23 protein-coding genes are annotated in these 22,326 nt (G+C 42.3%); all 23 read right to left on the bottom strand.

The window, feature by feature from the left end; all coding sequences use genetic code 11:
* Positions 1 to 24: 24 nt before the first annotated feature.
* Positions 25 to 1,293 carry a c-type cytochrome gene (locus ACFQZS_RS16420; protein WP_377102023.1) on the bottom strand — a complete coding sequence of 423 codons (1,269 nt, stop codon included), beginning with the start codon at positions 1,291 to 1,293 and terminating at the stop codon, positions 25 to 27.
* Positions 1,294 to 1,521: 228 nt separating this feature from the next.
* A complete protein-coding gene (locus ACFQZS_RS16415) occupies positions 1,522 to 2,502 on the bottom strand; it encodes a deoxyhypusine synthase family protein (RefSeq protein WP_377102022.1) in 981 nt (326 codons plus the stop codon).
* A 146-nt stretch (positions 2,503 to 2,648) separates the two neighbouring features.
* Complete coding sequence (locus ACFQZS_RS16410) at positions 2,649 to 3,152, bottom strand: acetyl-CoA carboxylase biotin carboxyl carrier protein subunit (RefSeq protein WP_377102021.1); 504 nt, start codon at positions 3,150 to 3,152, stop codon at positions 2,649 to 2,651.
* 3 nt (positions 3,153 to 3,155) lie between these two features.
* Positions 3,156 to 3,815 (bottom strand): DUF4159 domain-containing protein, encoded by a 660-nt coding sequence (locus ACFQZS_RS16405; protein WP_377102020.1) that lies wholly within the window; start codon positions 3,813 to 3,815, stop codon positions 3,156 to 3,158.
* 7 nt (positions 3,816 to 3,822) lie between these two features.
* Positions 3,823 to 4,530 carry a 16S rRNA (uracil(1498)-N(3))-methyltransferase gene (locus ACFQZS_RS16400; RefSeq protein WP_377102019.1) on the bottom strand — a complete coding sequence of 236 codons (708 nt, stop codon included), beginning with the start codon at positions 4,528 to 4,530 and terminating at the stop codon, positions 3,823 to 3,825.
* A 13-nt stretch (positions 4,531 to 4,543) separates the two neighbouring features.
* On the bottom strand, positions 4,544 to 5,884 hold the full coding sequence (locus ACFQZS_RS16395; RefSeq protein WP_377102018.1) for a hemolysin family protein: 1,341 nt from the start codon (positions 5,882 to 5,884) through the stop codon (positions 4,544 to 4,546).
* Complete coding sequence (locus ACFQZS_RS16390) at positions 5,884 to 6,435, bottom strand: inorganic diphosphatase (RefSeq protein WP_377102017.1); 552 nt, start codon at positions 6,433 to 6,435, stop codon at positions 5,884 to 5,886. Before ACFQZS_RS16390 ends, ACFQZS_RS16395 begins: the two co-directional genes overlap by 1 nt.
* 5 nt (positions 6,436 to 6,440) lie before the next feature.
* On the bottom strand, positions 6,441 to 7,082 hold the full coding sequence (locus tag ACFQZS_RS16385; RefSeq protein ID WP_377102016.1) for a DedA family protein: 642 nt from the start codon (positions 7,080 to 7,082) through the stop codon (positions 6,441 to 6,443).
* A gap of 64 nt (positions 7,083 to 7,146) precedes the next feature.
* The gene (locus ACFQZS_RS16380; protein WP_377102014.1) at positions 7,147 to 8,523 is read right to left on the bottom strand and encodes an NADH-quinone oxidoreductase subunit N; all 1,377 of its coding nucleotides are present in this window, start codon (positions 8,521 to 8,523) and stop codon (positions 7,147 to 7,149) included.
* 6 nt (positions 8,524 to 8,529) lie between these two features.
* Positions 8,530 to 9,978 (bottom strand): complex I subunit 4 family protein, encoded by a 1,449-nt coding sequence (locus ACFQZS_RS16375; RefSeq protein ID WP_377102013.1) that lies wholly within the window; start codon positions 9,976 to 9,978, stop codon positions 8,530 to 8,532.
* Between the two features lies 1 nt (position 9,979).
* A complete protein-coding gene (gene nuoL / locus ACFQZS_RS16370) occupies positions 9,980 to 11,902 on the bottom strand; it encodes an NADH-quinone oxidoreductase subunit L (protein ID WP_377102012.1) in 1,923 nt (640 codons plus the stop codon).
* Positions 11,903 to 11,997: 95 nt separating this feature from the next.
* The gene (gene nuoK, locus ACFQZS_RS16365) at positions 11,998 to 12,327 is read right to left on the bottom strand and encodes an NADH-quinone oxidoreductase subunit NuoK (RefSeq protein WP_377102011.1); all 330 of its coding nucleotides are present in this window, start codon (positions 12,325 to 12,327) and stop codon (positions 11,998 to 12,000) included.
* A gap of 1 nt (position 12,328) precedes the next feature.
* Positions 12,329 to 12,832 carry an NADH-quinone oxidoreductase subunit J family protein gene (locus ACFQZS_RS16360; protein ID WP_377102010.1) on the bottom strand — a complete coding sequence of 168 codons (504 nt, stop codon included), beginning with the start codon at positions 12,830 to 12,832 and terminating at the stop codon, positions 12,329 to 12,331.
* A 59-nt stretch (positions 12,833 to 12,891) separates the two neighbouring features.
* Positions 12,892 to 13,404, bottom strand: coding sequence for a NuoI/complex I 23 kDa subunit family protein (locus ACFQZS_RS16355; protein ID WP_377102009.1), 513 nt, complete (start codon positions 13,402 to 13,404; stop codon positions 12,892 to 12,894).
* A 1-nt stretch (position 13,405) separates the two neighbouring features.
* Positions 13,406 to 14,458 carry an NADH-quinone oxidoreductase subunit NuoH gene (nuoH, locus tag ACFQZS_RS16350; RefSeq protein WP_377102008.1) on the bottom strand — a complete coding sequence of 351 codons (1,053 nt, stop codon included), beginning with the start codon at positions 14,456 to 14,458 and terminating at the stop codon, positions 13,406 to 13,408.
* Positions 14,458 to 15,453: a 2Fe-2S iron-sulfur cluster-binding protein gene (locus ACFQZS_RS16345; protein ID WP_377102007.1), complete on the bottom strand. Its 996-nt coding sequence runs from the start codon at positions 15,451 to 15,453 to the stop codon at positions 14,458 to 14,460. Before ACFQZS_RS16345 ends, nuoH begins: the two co-directional genes overlap by 1 nt.
* Before the next feature lie 122 nt (positions 15,454 to 15,575).
* On the bottom strand, positions 15,576 to 16,940 hold the full coding sequence (gene nuoF, locus ACFQZS_RS16340; protein ID WP_377102006.1) for an NADH-quinone oxidoreductase subunit NuoF: 1,365 nt from the start codon (positions 16,938 to 16,940) through the stop codon (positions 15,576 to 15,578).
* Positions 16,940 to 17,467, bottom strand: coding sequence for an NADH-quinone oxidoreductase subunit NuoE family protein (locus ACFQZS_RS16335; protein ID WP_377102005.1), 528 nt, complete (start codon positions 17,465 to 17,467; stop codon positions 16,940 to 16,942). The genes nuoF and ACFQZS_RS16335 overlap by 1 nt, the downstream gene beginning before the upstream one ends.
* On the bottom strand, positions 17,460 to 18,671 hold the full coding sequence (locus tag ACFQZS_RS16330; RefSeq protein ID WP_377102004.1) for an NADH-quinone oxidoreductase subunit D: 1,212 nt from the start codon (positions 18,669 to 18,671) through the stop codon (positions 17,460 to 17,462). The genes ACFQZS_RS16335 and ACFQZS_RS16330 overlap by 8 nt, the downstream gene beginning before the upstream one ends.
* Before the next feature lie 3 nt (positions 18,672 to 18,674).
* On the bottom strand, positions 18,675 to 19,178 hold the full coding sequence (locus ACFQZS_RS16325; RefSeq protein WP_377102003.1) for an NADH-quinone oxidoreductase subunit C: 504 nt from the start codon (positions 19,176 to 19,178) through the stop codon (positions 18,675 to 18,677).
* Positions 19,178 to 19,720, bottom strand: coding sequence for an NADH-quinone oxidoreductase subunit B (locus tag ACFQZS_RS16320; RefSeq protein WP_377102002.1), 543 nt, complete (start codon positions 19,718 to 19,720; stop codon positions 19,178 to 19,180). Before ACFQZS_RS16320 ends, ACFQZS_RS16325 begins: the two co-directional genes overlap by 1 nt.
* Before the next feature lie 434 nt (positions 19,721 to 20,154).
* A complete protein-coding gene (locus ACFQZS_RS16315) occupies positions 20,155 to 20,526 on the bottom strand; it encodes an NADH-quinone oxidoreductase subunit A (RefSeq protein ID WP_377102001.1) in 372 nt (123 codons plus the stop codon).
* Positions 20,527 to 20,606: 80 nt separating this feature from the next.
* On the bottom strand, positions 20,607 to 22,322 hold the full coding sequence (locus tag ACFQZS_RS16310) for a tetratricopeptide repeat protein (protein WP_377102000.1): 1,716 nt from the start codon (positions 22,320 to 22,322) through the stop codon (positions 20,607 to 20,609).
* Positions 22,323 to 22,326 lie beyond the last annotated feature (4 nt).

Raw genomic sequence — 22,326 nt, 5'->3', positions numbered from 1 at the left:
AATGCTCTAAATTCTATCTGTATATTAATAATGGCACTTGCCGCACTCAATACCGCCTAACAATGCTACGGTTGGCTTGTGGCCTTTTTTGATCTCATCATGAGCGGCTAATACCTGATCATAATAAGCGCTGCCTTTGCTGTTAACCTCGGTACGTTTGTGGCACTGTATACACCATTTCATGGTAAGCGGGCTGTATTGCTTAACTTCCGGCATGGTCTCTATTGGGCCATGGCAGGTTTGGCATTTAATGCCGCCTACAGTAGTGTGCTGCGAGTGGTTAAAGTAAGCCAGATCTGGCAGGTTGTGTATACGTACCCACTGAATAGGATGCGCTTTGGTGCTATCGTATTTAGTAGTTGCCGGATCGTAACCCAAAGCAGAATATATTTTTTGTATCTCAGGCGATTCCTGTTTAACTGTTTTGTGGCAGTTCATACACACGTTTAGTGATGGTATGGAAGCATTCTTAGATTTGAACGCGCCGGTATGGCAATACTGACATTCAATTTTCATGATGCCGGCATGCAGCTCATGCGAATATTTAATAGGCTGTACAGGCTGATAACCACTATGTACATCTGTGTTCCACAAAATGTTCCACTGCCAGGCACCACCACCTATAGTAAGGCACAACAGAACAAAGAAAACCAGCTTTTTATTTTTAGCCATCCTTTTCAGGGTAGCAAAACGGTCAACCTGCTCACCTTCTGCGTCCTCCGCATCAAGTACAATACCCTTTTTAGTAACAACAGTTTCTAACGTACCAATTACCCTGTTTAATACCAGGATGATGATAAGCGCTAAAACAACAACACCAATAAGACCAATAATAACTAAGTTGCTTGGGCCTTTTTCTTCGGCAACTGCGCCAGCCGCAGGGCCCGCTGTTTTCTTAGCATCTTCTAATTTTTTGTAGCCATCGCGTGCATAAGCAATAATGTCTGCCGCCTCAGCATCAGTAATGCTGGGGAAAGTGGGCATACCCGCCTGGTTATACTCATTGTATATCTTAAGCGCTTTTTCATCCTTAGCAGCAATTAACGCCTGGTTGTTCTGGATCCACTTGGTTATCCATTTGTCGTCCTTATCCTCTGTTAACAAAGGGCCCAAAGCCGGACCGGTCATCCGCTTATCTAAAGCATGGCAACTGTTACAGGCATTTGATTTAAACAAGGCTTCTCCTTTTGCAGGGTCCCCTTGCGCTTTAACAGAAAATCCCCAAACGGTAAAACATAACGCAAGTAAAACCGGTTTAGTGAATTGTTTAAAAATCAATGAGATGCTTCTCATAAAGTTGTATTGTGTAAATAGTTTATTTTTTATGTGTTGAAATTGTTAAAAGAAGCCACTTTTAGCCAATTTTTCAGCCACAAAAGTATAATTTATTAAATAATCGCTGACAAATAAATGACAGTAATAACTAATTTATAATCTTTCTAAATAAATAGAAATGTTGTAATTTTTATAACTAATTGTTGCAATTATTTGCGATAATATCAGCTCAATTTAAATTATTTGCTATTGTCCTAATATCCACGCAAATATCAATGGTGCTACTATAGTTGCATCAGACTCCACTATAAACTTAGGTGTATGGATGTCTAATTTACCCCATGTAATTTTTTCATTCGGCACCGCGCCGGAGTAAGAACCGTAAGACGTTGTTGAGTCTGAGATCTGGCAGAAATACCCCCAGAATGGTATCTCGGGCATCTCCATATCCTGGTAAAGCATAGGTACAACGCATATCGGGAAATCGCCCGCTATACCACCGCCTATCTGGAAGAACCCTACACCTTTACCTGATGAATTTTTAACATACCAATCTGCCAGCCAGGCCATATATTCAATACCGCTCTTCATGGTGGTGGCCTTAATTTCATTCTTTATAACGTAGGATGCAAAGATATTACCCATGGTGGAGTCTTCCCATCCCGGTACTACTATCGGCAGGTTCCTTTCGGCAGCCGCCAGCATCCACGAGTTTTTTGGGTCTATCTCATAATACTGCTCCAGCACACCGCTTAACAGCATTTTATACATGTATTCATGCGGAAAATAACGCTCGCCGGCATCATCAGCATCGCTCCAAAGTTTGTGGATATGCTTTTGCAAACGGCGAAAAGCCTCTTCCTCGGGTATGCAGGTATCCGTTACACGGTTGTAGTGATTCTCTAAAAGATCCCACTCATCCCGTGGGCTCAAATCACGGTAATTAGGTACGCGTTTATAGTGCGAGTGTGCCACCAGGTTCATAATATCCTCTTCAAGGTTGGCCCCGGTGCACGAAATTATATCAATTTTGCCCTGACGGATCATCTCGGCCAGTGAGATGCCCAATTCGGCAGTACTCATGGCGCCGGCCAGTGTCACCATCATTTTACCGCCCTCGGTAAGGTGTGTTTCGTAACCTTTGGCCGCGTCAACTAAAGCGGCAGCATTAAAATGCAGGTAGTTTCTTTCAATAAACTGAGAGATGGGTCCTTTGGTAGTGCTCATTATCGTTTGAATTTTGATTGCGCAAAAGTAGGTATTTTGCGGGAAAGCGGGATTTGTTTTTGTAAATGACAAAGCTACCCGTGAGGGTGGCTCACAGAGGCTCACGGGGCTCACGGTGGCTCACCCGGCTCAGAGCCCCCCTACAGTCAGGAAAAGGATAGGAGTATCTGTCCTTTTTCTACTTTATCGCCGGCGCTTACCTTAACTGCCTTTACAACAGCATCAACCGGCGACTTAATAATATTCTCCATTTTCATGGCTTCCAGTATCAGCAGGTTATCTCCTTTGCTTACAGCGTCTCCCTCTTTTACAAAAGTGCGAAGTACCAACCCGGGCATTGGCGCTTTAAGTTCACCAATCTTAGCGCTGTTTAAATTGCTCAGACCCATTTTATCCAGTAAAAGGTCAAATTGATCTTTCGCCGATACGGTATACAAATTGTTATTGATCTTAATTTGGGCGGTTTTCAAGGCGCTGTCAAAGCTGACAACTTCGGCATTGTAGGATTGCAGGTCGTTAATGATATGCCAGGCAGAGGCACCCACTTCACTTATATCAGGATCAACTTTTTCGCTATTGATAGTAGTTACACCGTCGGCACTTTCTTCAACCGTGTATTTATGCGCATTATTTACTGTAACCTCTAACATGCGTTATTGGGTTAAAACGTATTGAACCAGATTGGCACCCATGCGTAGTGCTTTAAGGCGCGCCTCCTGCGAGTCGCCGGCATAAGTGCCCAGGTCTTCCCAGCCATTACCCAAATCGCACTCAAACGAGTAAAAGCACACCAATCTGCCCTTATAGATCAGCCCAAAACCTTGCGGGCGTTTGCCATCATGCTCATGTATTTTAGGCAGCCCTGTAGGGAAGCTGTATTTTTGGTGATAGATAGGATAGTTAACAGGCAACTCCACAAAATCAAGTTCAGGGAATACCTTCTTCATTTGCGGCCGTATAAATTTATCCAAACCATAGTTATCGTCAATATGCAAAAAGCCGCCTGCGGTTAAATACTTCCTCAGATTCTGCGCTTCCTGATCAGAAAAAATAACGTTACCGTGGCCCGTCATAAAAACAAACGGATAGCTAAAAAGCTGTGAGCTGCCCGGTTCAACTATATCATCCTCTCTGTCAAAATTTGTTTTCAAATTCTCATTGCAAAACTTAATAAGGTTGGGCAAAGCGGTACGGTCGCCATACCAATCGCCGCCGCCACTGTACTTAAGCTTGGCAATTTTATAGGTAGGCGCGTTAAAGCTGCTTAGCGTAATTAAACCAAGCAGTACAGCTGTGTATACCAAATTCCTCATTGTTATTTTACCGGTTTAAAAAATTGATCTCAAAACAAGCAGCCAGGGCGGCTGTCTCTGTCCGCAATCTGCTATCACCTAAAGTTATAGCTTTAAATTCGGTTTGCAAAGCCAAATCAACCTCAGCAGGGGTAAAATCCCCTTCCGGCCCTATTAATATTACATAACTCCCCTGTTTTTCAACCTCGGCTGATAAACTTGTTTTGCTATCCGCTATGCAATGCGCAATAAATTTTTGCGCATCAAATTGCTGCCGGATAAATTTACTGAATGGGATTGGGGGATTTAAAATGGGATGGTATGCCTTTAAGGATTGCTTAATGGCAGAGGTTATGATCTTGGCAGATCTGTCTGTTTTTACTTCTTTGCGCTCAGAGCGCTGACAGATAATAGGGGTTATCTCGTCTATACCTATTTCGGTAGCTTTTTCTAAAAACCACTCAAAACGCTCAATATTCTTGGTGGGCGCTATGGCAATGTGAAGGTGGTGATTACGTTTACCAAACCCGGATTGTACGCTGGTTATTTTAAGAATGGTTCTTTTGGGATGAGCTTCGTGTATTACGGCCTGATACAAACCACCGCGACCATCAATCAGTTGAACCTCGTCACCTGCCTGTAGGCGTAAAACCCTAACACAGTGCTTGCTTTCCTCCTCGCTGAGGAAATACATCGGGTGCGAAGCATCAACATCGGGTGTGTAAAACAGGTGCATACTTTACGGCAGATCAATGCAAATCTACTGTATCTTCCTCATTTAGCAATAACTCCAGTTTCACTGATTCAATGTTCTGGTCAGATTTTTTTAAAACGGTAATGTTATAGCCATTTGATTCTTTTTGCTCGCCAACATCAGGTATTTTACCAAACACATGGCCAAGCCACCCTGATACAGTATCGAAGTCGCCGTCTTCTGGCAAATCATGTGGCAAATGTTCGTTTACATCGTAAATAGGAGCCAGCGCGTTAACAATAAACTCCCGCTCGTTCACTACTTCAACAATTGGCTTTTCTTCATCATACTCATCCTGTATCTCGCCAACCAACTCTTCAACAATATCTTCCAGGGTTACCATACCCGCTGTACCGCCAAACTCATCAGAAACAATGGCAATCTGTATACGCTTTTGCTGCAGCTCGGCCATCAGATCATTGATCTTTTTTGTTTCGGGGATAAAATAAGGTTTGCGTATAATATCTTTCAATACAATTTCTTCGCCACGCGCCAATAAAGGCAATATATCTTTAGCATGAACAATGCCTACTATCTTATCTATAACTTCATCATATACCGGCAAACGCGAATATCCTTCGGAGATCAGCATTTCTAATAATTCCTCTTTTTCGGTATTAAGTTCAATGCCCGATATTTTGGTACGGGGTACCATGATATTCTTTACTACGCGCTCATTAAAATCAAATACATTTTGAATCAGTTCATGTTCAGACGAATCAAGTGCCCCGGTTTCTCTGCCTTGTTCAAGTAAATATTGCAACTCTTCAGAACTATGATGCGCTTCGTGCCCGGCAACGGGGTTTATACCAAACAACTTCAGCATAAAATTAGCAAACCCGTTAAGCACCCAAATGGCAGGCTTAAAAACAATGTAAAAAAATCTAAGCGGGATAGACACCGTCATTACCGTGCGTAACGAACGCTGGATGGCTAATGATTTAGGTGCCAATTCACCAAAGACTATGTGAAAAATAGTAATGGTTGCAAAAGCGATGACGTGGCTTGCTGTTATTACACCCGGAGCAAGTTCTACATTAAAAGCCCTGAACGCATTTACCATCAAATTAGTAACAACCTCTTCGCCCACAACACCTAATCCAAGTGACGCTATGGTTATACCCAACTGGGTGGCTGCCAAATAACCGTCAAGGTTGTGCATCATGCCACGGGCAATTCTTGCTACGCTGTTGCCTGCCTTTGCCCGCAGTTCTATCTGCGAGGTACGCACCTTAACCATGGCAAATTCTGCAGCAACGAAAAAGCCGTTTAAAAGAACCAGAAAAATGGTTGCTAAAATACTAAAGCCGCTTATATGATAGTCTCCGGGGTCCATTAAATGTTTATTGGTGAAGGAAAGGTAGCCTGATAAAGTTCAAGGCTTTCGCTAATAACCTTGTAGGCGTAGCGTTTACCCAGCATGTGCTCAATGGTAACATTCTTGCCTTCCAGCTTTTTATAGTCTTTAAAGAAACGTACTATCTCCGTCATGGCGTGGGGTGGCAACTCATTCAGATCATTAATATAATTTACTGACATATCGTTTTTTGCTACCGCGATAATTTTGTCGTCCTGCTCGCCATTGTCAACCATGTGCATTACGCCAATAACCTTCGCCTCTATCATTGACATTGGGAAAACATCTATAGAGCATAGCACTAAAATGTCCAATGGGTCTTTATCATCACAATAAGTTTGCGGGATAAAGCCATAATTAGCCGGATACATTACTGACGAAAATAAAACCCTGTCCAATTTAAGTAGACCGGACTCCTTGTCAATTTCGTATTTTGCTTTTGAGCCTTTAGGGATCTCAATTATCGCATTAACAATTTCCGGAACGTTATCGCCAGTAGAAACCTGGTGCCATGGGTGTAGTGTAGCCATATATATTATGTATGTTTTTCAGTACTTGCAGTCTTTCTTTTTAAAAAAGCTATTAATAGCGGTATCGATGTAATAACTATAAGCCCTAATATAACATATTCAAGGTAATCATTCAACTGTGGATACTTTCGCCCTAAAAAATAACCGGACAAAATAAAGGTACATGTCCATGCAATACCCCCGGCCAGATTGTATATGGTAAATTTTTTAAAATCAACCTTAACAACCCCCGCAAAGATAGGTGCAAAAGTTCTTATTATAGGGAAAAATCTTCCCAAAACTAATGCCATACCTCCATGTTTGTTATAAAATTCTTCGGCAACTGTTATATAACGTTTCTTGAAGAAAATAGAATCGTCTTTTTTAAACAGCATTGGCCCTGTGCGATAGCCAAACCAATAACCGGTAAAGTTACCTAACACCCCCGCCGCCATAACAGCAAAAAGCAAGGTGCCCAATGGAACGTCTATCATCCCAGATGCGCACAATAGTCCGGCTAAAAACAGAAGATAGTCGCCGGGCAGGAAAAAGCCGAAAAACAATCCTGTTTCGGCATAAACCACAACCAGCAAAAAATAAAACCCTCCCTTGCTTAAAATAGATTTAGCGTCGGTTAGGTTTTGCAGGTATTCCCAAAAATTTTCCATTAACTATATTTGTAAAACTACAAATATTAAACCAATTAGAAACGGATTTTGATTTTAATGAATTTTAAATAAGCCGGGATATCAGGTCGGGGTAAACTCCGATAACAATGGTTGCTATAGCAGCAATTGCAAATACAAAAACATAATTACCCGGTACTATAACAGCTGTACGCTCGCTGCTGCGGAAATACATTGCTATAATAACCCTGAAATAATAGAAGATACTGATTATAGCATTTATAACAGCTAAAACGGTAAGCCAATATAGCGACTTGCTTATAGCCGTGCTAAACATGTAAAATTTACCTATAAAGCCTGCAGTTAGCGGAATACCCGCCAAAGAAAGCATACTGATGGTTAATACCAGGGCTAAAAACGGGTTAGATTTGCCCAAGCCATTAAAGCTTTCAAAATTATCATTACCACTTTGCTGCTGTACTAATATAAGCGCGCCAAATGCAATTATTGAAGCGATGGAATAGGCGCTACCGTATACAAATACTGAAACTGCAGAACCTCCGCCCAAAGCTATTATTGCAAAAAGCATATACCCCGCGTGCGAAATACTTGAATAAGCCAGCATCCGCTTAAAGCTTTGCTGATATAAAGCCGTTATGTTCCCTACGAATAAAGTGAGAATAATAATGATTGATAAGGGCTGTATCCAAAACCCGTTTGCAACGCCGAATGACACTGAAAATAAACGGTAGAACGCTGCAAAGCCTGCTACCTTAACTACTGTAGACATAAACGCGGTTATAAGCGTTGGAGAACCCTCGTATACGTCCGGCGTCCAAAAATGAAAAGGCGCGGCTCCAACCTTAAAGCAAAGGCCAATTAATATCAACATCATACCGGTGAATGATAGCCAATCAATGTGCGTATCATGTGACATCCAGTTACGGATCTCTTCCAAATTAAATGAGCCTGATGCGCCGTATATTAAAGTGATACCAAACAGTAAAAAGCCTGTTGAAAAGGCACCCATTAAAAAGTATTTTAACGCAGCCTCGTTGGATGCGAAATCGCGCTTTTTGATACCAGCGAGGATATACAAACTTACTGACATGATCTCGATACCAATAAATAGCATCGATAAATTATAGTAGGATACCATTACTATGATACCTGCCAGCGAGAATAAAATAACCGCGTAATACTCTGCCACGTGCGAGCTTATTCTATCAAAATAATCTTTTGAAAGCAGTAATATTAACAGGGTGGATATGATAGCAACTGATGAAAAAACTACCGAGAAGTTGTTAAACAACATCATTCCGCTAAAGATGGGTACGGCTCCGTCATTCCAATGGCCTACGGCCAGGCCAAGTGCAACTAATAACCCAACAACGGTAACAGGCAGTAGCGCCTTCTGCATTTTATACAGGCCCAGGTAGAGCAGCACAATAGGTAAAACAGATATAACTATTAGAGTATTCATATTAAACTACCTGAGATTTATAGTGTGTATCAAATTGTTAACCGCAGCTTCGGATATATGCAAAATAGGCTGCGGATAAACACCAATACTTATTATTAAAAAACAAATTATGCCTAACGCGATAGCTTCTGAGCCTTTAACATCTGTAAAAACAGCGGTCAACGCGTTAGCTTCGCCCTGCATAACACTTTTGTACATACGCAACATGTAAACGGCACCAAATATGATGGTTAAACCGGCTATTGCGGCCAGCCATATATTGTATTGGTAAACACTGTTCAGCAGCAAGAACTCGCCAATAAAACCGTTGGTTAGCGGCAGTGCCACTGTACCTAAAACGATGATAAGGAAAGCGATAGAAAAAACCGGTGCTGACTTAGCAATACCACCTAATTGCGAAAGATCGCGTGTATTTAAACGGCGGCTGATGATATCCCATATAAAGAACATGCCTACTACGTTTATACCGTGGCTAAGCATTTGCACCATTGATCCCTGCAAACCTTGTACGTTCCACGCGAATATGCCTGCGGCTATTAACCCAACGTGGGCAATTGATGAATAAGCCACCAAACGCTTGCCATCTGTTTGCTTAAATGCTATGATAGAAGCATACACAATACCAACTATTGATAATATAATGGTTAAATTCTGCCACTCAAAAGCAGCTATTGGCGCATTTGGAATAAGCCACCTGATCACGCCATATACACCCATCTTAAGCATAATGCCTGATAACATCATGGTACCTGCTGAAGGTGCCTCGGTATAAGTATCCGGCTGCCAGGTATGGAAGGGGAATACCGGCATTTTTATGGCAAATGCCAGGAAGAATGCCCAGAATACCCATATCTGCTGGTCGTGCGTTAAACCTGAATGGTAAAAACTTTCCAGGCTATACAGCTTATCAGGCGTTGCAGTGTATAAATAGATCATCGCCACCAGCATAAACAGCGAGCCGGCAAATGTGTAAATGAAGAACTTAATAGTGATACGAATACGATTCTCGCCACCCCACAAAGCACAAATAAAGTAAATAGGTATCAATGCCGCTTCCCATCCAACATAAAACAAAAACCCGTCTAATGCCGTAAATACAACAAGCATAGCAGCTTGCATAAACAATATCAGTGCATAAAAGGCTCCTGCGTTTTTATAGTTATGCTGATAGGTGGTAAGGATTATTAACGGAACCAATACCGTGGTGAGCAATATCATTATCATACTGATACCATCGATGCCTGCGGTAAAATAAATACCTAAACGTGAGATCCAGGGTACGTCGATTTTAAACTGTACGCTGGCATCGGGTACAAAATTGCTTAGAAAAAACAGCGCAACTGCCAGTTCTACAACCGAGAAAAATAACGCGGCGTGTTTAGCTGTCTCGTTTTTAAGGAACGCCACAACCAGCGCTGCAATTACCGGCAAAAATATAAGTATACTAACCGTCATTTTAAATAACACTTGTTAAGCTATATAGCAGGATGGCAATAATGCCAACTACCATCATAAATATGTAGAAACCTACGTTACCTGCCTGCAATAATCTGAAGCTTTTACTGGCTTCAATGGTGCCTTTACCCAAGCTGTTCACAATACCGTCTATGCCCAACCTGTCAACAACTTTATAGAAAAACACCGAAAGGGCATCTAATGGCTTGCGGATAATGGCATCATACAGTTCATCAACATAAAATTTATTGTAGGATAGGTTTGCAAAAAACGTGCGCTCCTGTTCATCTGCTACAGGCACATGCGCGCCTTTAACATATTTTGAATAAGCGTAAGCCATAGCAATTAAAGCGCCTCCAACTGAAAGCCCCATTAATTGCCATTCTGTGCTGTGGCTCAGTTCATGCTCGCCCATTATTGTATGTGATGCCTCAAAAACAGGAGCAAGGAAACTTCCTAACGCATGATGATCAACAACTGCATAGGGGGCAAGTACTTGGGGTACACCTATAAAACCGGCAACAGCAGATAGAGCAGCCAAAACAATTAATGGAATGGTCATGCTTGCAGGCGACTCATGTAAATGATGCTCCTGCTCATGCGTTCCTCTAAATTTACCCCAAAAGGTAAGGTACATCATACGGAACATATAGAATGACGTTAGCATAGCAGTAATAACTCCTATTACATAATAAACTGGGTTATGCGCATAAGCTGCCGCTAAAATTTCGTCTTTTGAAAAGAAGCCGGAAAACGGAGGAATACCTGCGATAGCTATAGTACCTATCAGCATGGTAATAAACGTTATTTTGATCTTGCCTTTTAAGCCGCCCATTTTGCGCATATCCTGCTCGCCGCCCATGGCATGGATAACAGAACCTGCGCCGAGGAACAATAATGCTTTAAAAAAAGCATGGGTTAATACGTGGAAGAATGAGCCGGTAAACGCTCCAACCCCTAAGCCTAAAAACATATAACCCAATTGAGATACGGTGGAGTAAGCCAGTACCTTTTTAATATCAGTTTGTGTAAGTGCTATTAGTGCTGCAAACAAGGCAGTAGCTAACCCTACTATGGCAATAACCTCCAGCGTTTCGGGAGCCATTGTGAACAGGATATTAGAACGGGCTATCATATAGATACCTGCTGTAACCATTGTTGCCGCGTGTATCAATGCTGATACAGGTGTTGGGCCAGCCATCGCATCAGGCAGCCAGGTAAACAATGGCAATTGTGCCGATTTACCCGTAGCACCTACAAACAGCAGAATGGTGATCAATACAAGCGGAGCACCACCGGCACCTAATGTTTTAGCGCTCTCAAACACCTCGGCATAGCTGATGCTTCCAAAGTGATTAAAGATCAAGAATATGGCGATAAGAAATCCTAAATCGCCTACGCGATTCATTATAAAAGCTTTTTTCGCAGCATCAGCGTAGCTTGCGTTGGTATACCAAAAGCCAATTAACAGGTATGAGCATAAACCTACGCCCTCCCAGCCAATAAACATGATGAGGTAATTAGCACCCATTACCAGTAGCAGCATGAAGAAAACGAACAGATTTAAGTAAGAAAAGAACTTACCAAAGCCTGCATCATCATGCATATAGCCTGTAGAATATAAATGGATAAGGAAACCTACTCCGGTTATGATCAGCAGCATTATAGAACTCAACTGATCTACCAGGAAAGAGAAATTTACATGCAATGAGCCCACGCTGAACCAGGTAAACAGATCAACGTTAATTGGTACACCTGTAGATTTTATTTGGAAAAAAGCAGCAACGCTTAAACCAAAAGATGCAAGTATTACTAAACTTCCTATTGCGCCGATAACACCTTTTGATAACGCATTGCGACCGATGCCATTGATAACAAAGCCCAGCAGCGGTAATAAAGGAATAAGCCAGATATATTTATCCATAATATTTTGCCCCCTAACCCCCTAAAGGGGGAACAATGGTGGTCTTTTCTTTTATATTATTTGCCCTTTAACTCCCCCTTTAGGGGGCTGGGGGGCTACCATTTCAACCTGTTCAGCACGTTAATATCTACCGAGTTAGTATTGCGATAGATCATTACAATGATGGCCAATCCCACTGCAACCTCGGCTGCGGCCAGTGCCATAATGAAAAACACAAACACTTGTCCGGCAGCATCACCACGGTAAACCGAAAATGCTGTTAGCAACAGGTTAACCGAATTTAACATCAGCTCAATAGACATAAAGATCACTATGGCATTACGGCGTAACAATACACCCATAACACCTATAGAAAATATGATGGCGCTAAATAGTATATAATGATTAAGCGGCACACCCAACATAGTATTTGTTAAACTTTGCATATTACGCTGCTTTTGGGTCTTTATCTTTAGTAGCCAATAACACCGCGCCTACCATTGCCGATAGCAGCAATATTGACGAGATCTCAAATGGCAATAAATATTCGTTAAACAATACTTTTCCGAGGTTTTTAACCAAACCCAGATCAGGGTTTTTCATTGATACTTCGTTTGATGCACCCAGGGCTTTTATTGATGCCACAATGGTTACCAAAAAACACCCGCCGCCAATAACCGCGGCTATTTTTACAAAGTTTGATTTTGCCGGCTCCGAATCCTCATTCAGGTTAATAAGCATCAGTGTATATAAGAATAACACCAATATAGCGCCCATATAAACTATAAAATTCACAACCGCTAAAAACTGCGCGTTCAGTAAAATATAGTGAATAGTGAAGGTAAAAAAGGTTAGTATAAGATAAAGTATACTATGCACCGGGTTTTTTGCGCTGATCACCAAAATGGCAAAGCAGATAGACAAAAACGCTACAATGTAAAATGGATTCATGGTTATCTATTAACGTACCTTACACCCCTGAAAAAGTTGGGCAAAGGTATAAAACTTCTTTATTGATTTAACGGAGCCTCTACTAATTTGTCCTTACCGTAAATAAAATCCTTCCGCAAATAATCTGATGGTACAATATCACCATCCAGGTAAATAGCTTCTTTAGGGCAGGCTTCTTCACATAAACCGCAGAAAATGCAACGCAGCATATTTATTTCATAAACAGCAGCGTATTTTTCTTCGCGATATAGGTGCTCTTCGCCTTTTTGGCGTTCAGCGGCTGTCATGGTAATTGCTTCTGCCGGGCAAGATAAAGCGCATAATCCGCAGGCAGTGCAACGCTCTTTACCATCTTCATCGCGCTTAAGCGAGTGCATTCCTCTAAAGTTCTCAGAGAATTCGCGTTTTTGTTCGGGATACTGAATGGTCACATCGCCTTTAGCAAAAACCACTTTCAGAAAGTGCTTCATGGTAATGCTCAAACCCTTCAAAATAGCAGGCAGGTAAGCACGCTCCATTAAAGTAAGCGGCTTCGACTCTAATACCTTTCTTTTATTACTTAATGGTTCCATATTATCCTCTAATAAAAGTCATCCACAAACCTGTTATAATAATATTTGCTATGGCCAATGGTATTAATGATTTCCAGCCAAGGTCCATCAATTGGTCATAGCGGAAACGCGGTATTGTCCATCTCACCCACATAAAGAAGAAGATGAAACCGAATATTTTGCCAAATAGCAATACCACACCCAATATCACAGATATGTTGGTACCTGCATTGGCAGCCACCCAATCCATAAACGGATAGTTATAGCCACCAAAATAAAGCGTAGCCATTACTGCGGATGATATAAACATGTTGATATACTCTGCAAACAGGTAAAAGCCCAGTTTCATTGACGAGTATTCTGTGTGATAACCACCCACTAACTCCGTTTCGCACTCAGGCAAATCAAACGGAGATCTGTTTGTCTCGGCAAATGCACAAATTATAAATAGCAAAAACCCTAATGGTTGCTTAAATACAAACCAGCTAAACCAGCCATCGGCCCAAAAGCCATGCTGTTGCCCGGCAATTTCGCCTAAACTCATGGTGCCCGTAACCATTATCAAAGCGATAATAGAAAGGCCCATTGAAATTTCGTAGCTGATATTTTGTGATGCAGCACGGATAGCACCCAATAAAGAGTATTTATTATTTGATGCCCAGCCGCCTATCATAATACCATAAACGCCTAATGATACCACACCAAAAATGTACAATATACCTACGTTAATATCAGTAACCTGCAGATCAATTACCGTTGAACCTATAGTGAGTTTCTGCCCCCATGGGATAACTGCTGATGCGATACATGCGGTAAAAATTGCAAGGGACGGGCCTACAATAAACAGAAAACCTGTTGCATTGGTAGGAATGATCTCTTCTTTCAGAAACATTTTACCACCATCGGCAAGGGGTTGTAATATACCCCACGGACCGGCACGGTTAGGGCCTACCCTATCCTGAAAAAATGCCGCCAGCTTACGCTCGGCGTAAGTAGAGTACATGGCTACCACCAAACTAATAGCGAAAATGATCACTATCAGCGTAAATTTTATAAGGATATCAGTTAGTTCCATTATAAACGTGTCTCCCGTTCAAATTGTGTTTTATTAGCTTCCTGCAAAACAGGGTTGGTTTTAACAACCGGAAGCGGTTTCATTTCGTAGTGATTAGCGCTGATTACCGAATGATGCGATACCTTACGCGGCCCTTCAATCACCCAATCAGAAGTTTTCTTCTTATCAAAACGGCATTCGTTACAGATAAATTCTTCTACTTCTCCCCATTGATCTTTACGTGCAGTTACGCGGATAACCTCTTCGCCTTTATACCAAAGGGTTACTTTACCATTGCAATTTTCGTGGTTGCAATCGCGGTGCGCCTCAACAGGTTTGGTAAACCAAACACGATTTTTAAAGCGGAAAGTTTTATCAGTTAAAGCACCCACAGGGCAAACATCAATAACGTTTCCTGAGAAATCATTATCAACAGCAGCCTGAATGTAGGTTGATATTTCGGAGTGATCGCCACGGTTTAAAATACCATGGATGCGATGATCTGTAATCTGATCGGCAGTGAAAACACAGCGGTAGCAAAGGATGCAGCGCGTCATGTGTAGTTGAATTTTATCGCCAATATCAATTTTTTCAAACGTACGGCGGTCAAACTCATAACGGGTTTTCTCCCTGCCATGCTCAAAGCCCAGATCCTGTAAATGGCATTCGCCTGCCTGGTCGCAAACAGGGCAATCCAACGGGTGGTTTATCAATAACATTTCAACCACACCTTTACGTGCCTCAATAACCTCCGGCGAAGTGATATTTTTCACTTCCATGCCGTCCATAACATTAGTACGGCATGATGCTACCAACTTAGGCATAGGGCGCGGGTCTTTATCAGAACCCTTGCTAACCTGCACCAAACAGGTACGGCATTTACCACCGCTGCCGGCCAATTTAGAGTAATAGCACATAGCAGGCGGAACGATATCGCCACCTATAACCCTTGCGGCGTTAAGGATGCTTGTTCCGTCTGGCACTTCTACTGATATTCCGTCTATCGTAACCTTCATTTGACGTTATATATTAGTCAATTTTAATATTTTTCCTGTCATTGCGAGGTACGAAGCAATCGCGAATTATGCATGATTGCTTTGCGTCCTTGCGATTGCTTCGTACCTCGCAATGACAACTTTTATTGTGCAGCCTGAACAGGTGCAGGCAACGGATCAGCATAATGTGCCAATCCATAATTCCTTGTTACCGCCTCGCTTGCATGGCTCACGTGCCACTCAAACTCATCTCTGAAATGGCGTATAGCGCTGGCTACCGGCCATGCTGCCGCGTCGCCCAGCGGACAAATTGTATTTCCTTCTATTTTCTTTGATACATCAACCAAAAGGTCCATATCACTCATGGTGCCATGGCCCATTTCCAGGCGATGCAATACTTTTTCCATCCAGCCGGTACCTTCGCGACAAGGCGAACATTGACCGCAGCTTTCGTGGTGATAAAAACGGGCAAAGTTCCAGGTGTTGCGTACAATGCACTGATCTTCGTCAAAAGCGATAAAACCACCTGAACCCATCATGGTGCCGGTAGCAAAGCCACCGTCAGACAATGACTCATAGCTCATTAAGCGTCCTTCGCCCGCGGCTGTCTTCATAAACAGGTTAGCAGGTAAAATTGGCACAGATGAACCACCTGCAACAACCGCTTTTAAGCGTTTGCCGTTGGCAATACCACCGCAATATTCGTCGCTGTATAAAAATTCTTCAACCGGCAGGCCCAGATCAATTTCGTAAACACCCGGTTTAGCCAGGTTACCGCCCGCAGATATCAGTTTAGTACCTGTACTACGGCCAATACCTAGTTTAGCATACTCTTCGCCGCCATCATTAATAATAGGCACTACTGCAGCGATAGATTCAACATTGTTAACCACTGTAGGGCAACCATACAAACCAGCAATAGCCGGGAATGGTGGTTTAATACGTGGGTTACCGCGTTTACCTTCCAATGATTCTAACAAGGCAGTTTCTTCACCGCAGATGTAAGCACCGCCACCGGGTTGTACATACAACTCCAGATCATAGCCGGTACCTAAAATATTTTTACCTAAAAAGCCTGCCGCCTTTGCTTCGGCAATGGCCTTTTCAAGTATGCGGATCTGCGGCATCATTTCGCCGCGAACGTATATGTATGATGTTTTTGCGCCTAAAGCATAGCTTGATGTGATCATCCCCTCAATTAACAAGTGAGGGATGTAGGTCATCAAATAACGATCTTTAAAAGTACCGGGCTCAGACTCGTCAGCATTACAAACCAGGTAACGTGCAACACCTTCCGGCTTAGCCAAAAAACTCCACTTCATCCCGGTAGGGAAACCTGCACCACCACGGCCACGCAAACCCGACTTTTTAACTTCCTCCACCACTTCTTCTGGCGACATCTGTTTTAAAGCTTTCTCAACAGATCTGTAGCCACCTTTTTGGCGGTACACATCAAAAGTATTGATGCCAGGTACGTTTATATGTTCTAAAAGTAATTTGCGTCCCATTAATTATTCGCCTTAGCTTTTAAATCCTCTATCAATTGATCAACAGACTGGTTAGTCAGTTTCTCATAAAATGTGTATTCAGGGCCTATCTGTAAAACAGGGCCAAAACCACATGCAGCCAAACACTCTACACCGCGCCAGCTAAACAAGCCATCGGCAGTAATTTCGCCTTCTTTAACACCCAGTTTTTGTTCCAGGTGATCCATTATTTTTTCGGCGCCCACTAAACAGCATGGGCCTGTGCGGCAAACTTCTAATGCATATTTGCCTTGAGGGCGCATAAAGTACATGGTGTAAAACGTTGCCACCTCGTATACTTCAACAGGCTGTATCTTTAAATATTCGGCAACCTTATCCATTGCCGGTGCACTAACCCAGCCAAACTCCGCTTGTACCAAATGCAGTATTGGCAGCAAAGCCGATTTTTGTTTTCCTTCGGGATAGCGGCTAACAATGTCAGCAAATTGGTTGGTTAGCGAGGTTGAAAACTCAACCGGAACCAGTTCGGTATTTTCAACTCTAAGCATCTAACTCTCCGGCTATAACGTTTAAACTACTCATGTTAATTATCGCATCTGAAAGCAACATACCCGCACTCATTGGCGCATACATCTGGTAGTTGATGAAACTCGGCCTGCGGAAATGCAGTCTGTAAGGTGCACGGCCACCATCATTTATCAGGTAAAAGCCTAACTCGCCGTTAGCACCTTCAACAGCATGATAAACCTCGGTATGTGGGGTAGGTATCTCGCCCATCACAATTTTAAAGTGATAGATAAGCGCTTCCATGTTATTATAAACTTCCTCTTTCGGAGGCAGGTAAAATTCCGGCACATCAGCGTGGAAAATGTCGCTGTTCTCTTTTTCCAGCTTTACCAATGCCTGTTCTATCAGGCGAAGGCTTTGCCACATTTCTTCGTTACGTACTAAAAAGCGCGAATAAACATCACCATTCTCGCCAACCGGGACTTCAAAATCAAAGTCCTCATAGCTTGAGTAGGGATTCATGGCACGCACATCGTAATCAACACCGGCAGCGCGCAATAACGGCCCGCTCCAGCTGTAGCTTAAAGCATCCTCAGCAGTTACAGCTGCAACGCCTTTGGTACGATCAATAAATATGCGGTTGCGCGTAAACAGCGCTTCAAATTCTTTTAATGTTTTAGGGAACTCAACCAAAAACTTACGCAGTTTGGCAAAAGCTTTTGTATTAAAGTTACGCTCAAATCCGCCTATACGGCCAATGTTGGTTGTTAAGCGAGAGCCACAAACTTCCTCGTAAATCTCATAAATAGATTCACGGAACTCCATCATGTAAAGGAAACCTGTAAAAGCACCGGTATCTACACCCAATACACCGTTACATACAATGTGGTCGGCAATACGGGCAAGCTCCATTACAATAACGCGTAAGTAATCTACACGTTTCGGGGTTTGTATATTTAACAGTTTCTCAACCGTCATGTGCCAGCCCATGTTATTTATGGGCGATGAACAATAGTTTAAACGGTCGGTAAGTGGAGTTATCTGATAGAAAGGGCGATGCTCGGCAATTTTTTCAAACGCACGGTGGATATATCCTATGGTTGAAACGCCGCTAATAATACGCTCGCCATCCATTTCTAATACGTTTTGAAAAACGCCGTGGGTGGCCGGGTGCGTAGGGCCTAGGTTAAGCGTGGAATGTTCGCTTTGCGGATCGTTATCTATATATACGGGATGATTCTCCATGCTCTATCTTCCAAAAAAATAATCTTTCTTATCAACGCGGTTCGGGTCCTCCAGCGGGAACTCTTTGCGCATCGGAAATGCCGTCATATCGTCAACATTCAATATACGGCGCAAATCAGGGTGGCCGTCAAATATTACACCGAACAGGTCGTAAGTTTCGCGCTCCATCCAGTTGGCACCATTCCAAAGGTTGGTTGCTGTAGGGATATGGCAATTATCACCATCAATAAACACTTTTATGCGCACACGCACATTATTTACCAGGCTGTGCAGGTGATAAACCACACCTATTGTAAGTTCCTGTTCAGGGTAATGCGTTGCAGTGATATCTGTTAAGTAAATAAACTGAAGAACTGCTGAGTTTTTAAGCAAAGCCAACAGATCATTTATCTGCTCTTTTGTAGTTTCAACCGTAAGCAAACCAAAAGGCTCACCCACTACCGTTACTTTATCACCAAATTGGGTAGTTATGCTATTTAATACTTCTTCGTTAGTTATCTTACCCATTATTGAATTCCGTATGAAGCTAATAATTTCTGGTATTCAGGAGTTTCGCGCCTGCGGGTTGATTCTGTTTTAACCAGCTCCTGTATGTGCATAAAGCCATCAATAATGGCCTCGGGGCGTGGCGGGCAACCTGGCACGTAAACGTCAACCGGAATGATCTCGTCTATACCTTGCAAAACCGAATAAGTATCAAAAATACCACCGCTTGATGCGCATGCGCCAACGGCCATTACCCAACGTGGCTCGGCCATTTGCAGATAAACCTGGCGTAGCACCGGGCCCATCTTTTTGGCGATGGTTCCCATAACCATTAAAAGGTCGGCCTGGCGTGGCGAAAAGCTTAAACGCTCTGCACCGAAACGCGAAAGATCATAATGCGAGGCCATGGTGGCCATAAACTCGATACCGCAACATGAAGTGGCAAAAGGCAAAGGCCAAAGCGAGTTTGCGCGAGCCAATCCGACAGCCTTATCTAATGATGTTGCAAAAAATCCCGATCCCTCTACTCCCGCGGGAGCCCCAACTATTTGAATATCACTCATGAATTATAGTTATCAAATACTCATCCAAAGTATGCCATTTGGACGCGCAAATTTATGATAAAATACCTTGTAATAGATACACTAAAGGCTAAACCAAATATATTTAGAATTATTCTAAACAACTGCGCTTATAGCCTCGCTCCTGCTTATCGTTTTAACGTTGCTATTAAAAATATGCTGCTAAGTGTTCCGCGGAACAAGTGAAACACGTGGAACAGCCAAAATTGTTAAACAACTGATATACAACGAGATAATACTATGTGCTGAAACACTTTGAAACAACTTATAAGTCAGAAAATTTAGCTGTAAAATAATCCTAACAAACTGCCTGTCAAGCGATTGCAAATAACGAAAATTTACAACTTAAGTGAAACACTTTTGGAACAGCTGCTCTGAAAAGCTTTGCCCACTATTAAGCGACCAGCATGTGCTCTTTAGTCCCAGTTCAGCGCTTTTTTCTTTATAACGTAAATAAAGCCTGCTAAAAGGGTGGCCATAAAAATAAACATTTCTATCATGCCATCTTTACCTAACGCTTTGAAGTTAACCGCCCAGGGGTACATAAATATTACCTCTACATCAAACAATACAAAAAGTATGGCTACAAGGAAATATTTAATAGAGATAGGTGTACGCGCGTTACCAATAACCTCAATACCCGATTCAAAAGGCGTAAGCTTATCCTTGGTTACCCGTTTGGGGCCTAATTTGTGCGTACCAAACATGGTTGCCACAACAAAACCAAGTGCAACCAGCATTTGGAAAATTATTGGTAAGTAATTTACCGGTAAACTTTGAGTTTCCATGCTGCAAATATACAAAGGGCTTATAAATAACAAAGGCTTCTTTAAAAAGAAGCCTTTGTTATTACATAAAATGTTATTTGTTACTTGCTTTTAGCGCCGGCCTTTTGCTTAAAGTAAAAGTCTGCCTGCGCGTCGGCAGGGTCAAGTGCTTTTGCTTTGTTAAAGTACAATGCGGCATTTACATCATCTTTTTCTTTGTAAGCATAAATGTTACCCAAATAATCATAAGCTTCTATCAACGCGGTTCTTTCCTGTCCGGCTACTGAAGCTGCTTTCGGCTCCAAAAGTTGAATAACCTGCTCATAGTAAGGCTTAGCTAAACCTAATTTACTATCTCTATTAGGATCACGAAGATCTGCTATTCGCGCTCTAAATAAAGGAGCATAAAAAGTTGGGGTAGGCATCTTTTTCTGCATGTAACTAAGCGCAGAATCAGCCCTCACTAACAAGCTTGAATCTGGTTTAATACTTGGGTCAGTCTTTGCCTTAGTAACCTGATCAGTAAATGCAAAATAACCAAATCTACCAACACTTAAATAATCGCCAAAAGTCAGGTTCTTATCTTTTCTCAATATGTTAGAATAAGCATTGAAAGCGGGCACATATCTTTTTCTATCCACATTCACCTTTGCTATATCCCTATAAACATCCGCAAATGTGCTGTCTAACTCAACAGCTTTTGTCAGCGTTTCTATCGCTTTAGTAGTATCCTGGCCCGCTGCTATTTGGGCACGACCGTGATATAAAAAATCGCGAGCAATAACACGCTTTGGATCAGCCTTTGCAATCCATTTACCCATCCACTCATTGGCAGCTTTAGGATCTTTAAGTTCAAAAGCAGCATAAGCTAAATAACGGTAAACACGCGCATTAGCATTAGGTGAAGCAGCCAATTTGGTAGCAACATCTTTTACCTCAGCCCATTTACCTGCACGTACTAAAAAGTCTGCATAACGCAACAGTGTTTCCTCAGACTTGTCTGTTAGCGTTATAAAATTTTCATAGTGTTTTACAGCAGAATTTATTTTTTCAACAGCCACTTTACGGTCGGTGCCAGCCTGGCGACTTTCAGTTTCAGCCCACTCGCGGTACGCAGGGCCAAAATTGGCATCTATTGCGGTAGCTGTCTGGAAAGCCTTTTCTGCTGTGTCAAAGCTGTCTGCATATCTCCACAATACGCCTACAGCTGTATTAGCCTTAACCGATTTTGGATCACGCGTTAAAGCCTCCTGGTAGTTTTTAAAAGCGTCGTTGCTATTAAACTGCGAGCGATAAGCATTTCCCAGTTCAATATATACATCAACATTTTTATCATCGCGCTCTTTACCTTTATTTAACGCGGCAATGGCCAACCTGGCATTTTCACCAGACAGTTTACCATCCTCGGCACCTAAAAGGTAAGCTTTGCCTATATAAAGAAAAGGCTCAGCGTCTTTTTTCTTCGCTAACTCAATGGCTTTGTTAAATTGTTCGGTAGCGGTTTTTTCGTCTTTGTTTAAATGAGCCGCAGCACCTAAACCTATAAAATTTAAAGGTGATTTAGCATCGGCTTGAACGCCTTTGTCAAATACTACTTTAGCAGAATCAACATATTCCTGCGCAAGGTATACCCAACCCAACTGAAAAAATGCCTCAGCATTAGTTGGCTGCGTATTTGTCAAGTTCTTTAGCATCGCTTTAGCTTTTACATACTGCTCGGCATCAATTGCTTTTTTGGCATCAGCAAGGCTTTGTGCAAAAACTGATGATCCCATAAGCGCAAGGCCCGTTACAGCTACAGCTATTCTTCTGATCATTTTC

It is taken from the genome of Mucilaginibacter calamicampi (assembly GCF_042676765.1).
GTDB lineage: Bacteria > Bacteroidota > Bacteroidia > Sphingobacteriales > Sphingobacteriaceae > Mucilaginibacter > Mucilaginibacter calamicampi.
The sequence above is the reverse complement of the archived record's forward strand: the minus strand, read 5'-3'. Positions and strand labels throughout refer to the sequence as shown.

Bases quoted from the DNA above. Each gene is read 5' to 3' on its own strand.
- ACFQZS_RS16345 (WP_377102007.1), bottom strand. From the start codon at position 15,453: ATGAAGGTTACGATAGACGGAATATCAGTAGAAGTGCCAGACGGAACA.
- ACFQZS_RS16405 (WP_377102020.1), bottom strand. From the start codon at position 3,815: ATGAGGAATTTGGTATACACAGCTGTACTGCTTGGTTTAATTACGCTA.
- ACFQZS_RS16415 (WP_377102022.1), bottom strand. From the start codon at position 2,502: ATGAGCACTACCAAAGGACCCATCTCTCAGTTTATTGAAAGAAACTAC.
- ACFQZS_RS16385 (WP_377102016.1), bottom strand. From the start codon at position 7,082: ATGGAAAATTTTTGGGAATACCTGCAAAACCTAACCGACGCTAAATCT.
- nuoK (WP_377102011.1), bottom strand. From the start codon at position 12,327: ATGCAAAGTTTAACAAATACTATGTTGGGTGTGCCGCTTAATCATTAT.
- ACFQZS_RS16390 (WP_377102017.1), bottom strand. From the start codon at position 6,435: ATGGCTACACTACACCCATGGCACCAGGTTTCTACTGGCGATAACGTT.
- ACFQZS_RS16355 (WP_377102009.1), bottom strand. From the start codon at position 13,404: ATGGAACCATTAAGTAATAAAAGAAAGGTATTAGAGTCGAAGCCGCTT.
- ACFQZS_RS16330 (WP_377102004.1), bottom strand. From the start codon at position 18,671: ATGGAGAATCATCCCGTATATATAGATAACGATCCGCAAAGCGAACAT.
- ACFQZS_RS16320 (WP_377102002.1), bottom strand. From the start codon at position 19,720: ATGAGTGATATTCAAATAGTTGGGGCTCCCGCGGGAGTAGAGGGATCG.
- ACFQZS_RS16315 (WP_377102001.1), bottom strand. From the start codon at position 20,526: ATGGAAACTCAAAGTTTACCGGTAAATTACTTACCAATAATTTTCCAA.
- nuoF (WP_377102006.1), bottom strand. From the start codon at position 16,940: ATGGGACGCAAATTACTTTTAGAACATATAAACGTACCTGGCATCAAT.
- ACFQZS_RS16335 (WP_377102005.1), bottom strand. From the start codon at position 17,467: ATGCTTAGAGTTGAAAATACCGAACTGGTTCCGGTTGAGTTTTCAACC.
- nuoH (WP_377102008.1), bottom strand. From the start codon at position 14,458: ATGGAACTAACTGATATCCTTATAAAATTTACGCTGATAGTGATCATT.
- ACFQZS_RS16375 (WP_377102013.1), bottom strand. From the start codon at position 9,978: ATGACGGTTAGTATACTTATATTTTTGCCGGTAATTGCAGCGCTGGTT.
- ACFQZS_RS16395 (WP_377102018.1), bottom strand. From the start codon at position 5,884: ATGGACCCCGGAGACTATCATATAAGCGGCTTTAGTATTTTAGCAACC.
- nuoL (WP_377102012.1), bottom strand. From the start codon at position 11,902: ATGGATAAATATATCTGGCTTATTCCTTTATTACCGCTGCTGGGCTTT.
- ACFQZS_RS16420 (WP_377102023.1), bottom strand. From the start codon at position 1,293: ATGAGAAGCATCTCATTGATTTTTAAACAATTCACTAAACCGGTTTTA.
- ACFQZS_RS16360 (WP_377102010.1), bottom strand. From the start codon at position 12,832: ATGAATCCATTTTACATTGTAGCGTTTTTGTCTATCTGCTTTGCCATT.
- ACFQZS_RS16310 (WP_377102000.1), bottom strand. From the start codon at position 22,322: ATGATCAGAAGAATAGCTGTAGCTGTAACGGGCCTTGCGCTTATGGGA.
- ACFQZS_RS16380 (WP_377102014.1), bottom strand. From the start codon at position 8,523: ATGAATACTCTAATAGTTATATCTGTTTTACCTATTGTGCTGCTCTAC.
- ACFQZS_RS16325 (WP_377102003.1), bottom strand. From the start codon at position 19,178: ATGGGTAAGATAACTAACGAAGAAGTATTAAATAGCATAACTACCCAA.
- ACFQZS_RS16400 (WP_377102019.1), bottom strand. From the start codon at position 4,530: ATGCACCTGTTTTACACACCCGATGTTGATGCTTCGCACCCGATGTAT.
- ACFQZS_RS16410 (WP_377102021.1), bottom strand. From the start codon at position 3,152: ATGTTAGAGGTTACAGTAAATAATGCGCATAAATACACGGTTGAAGAA.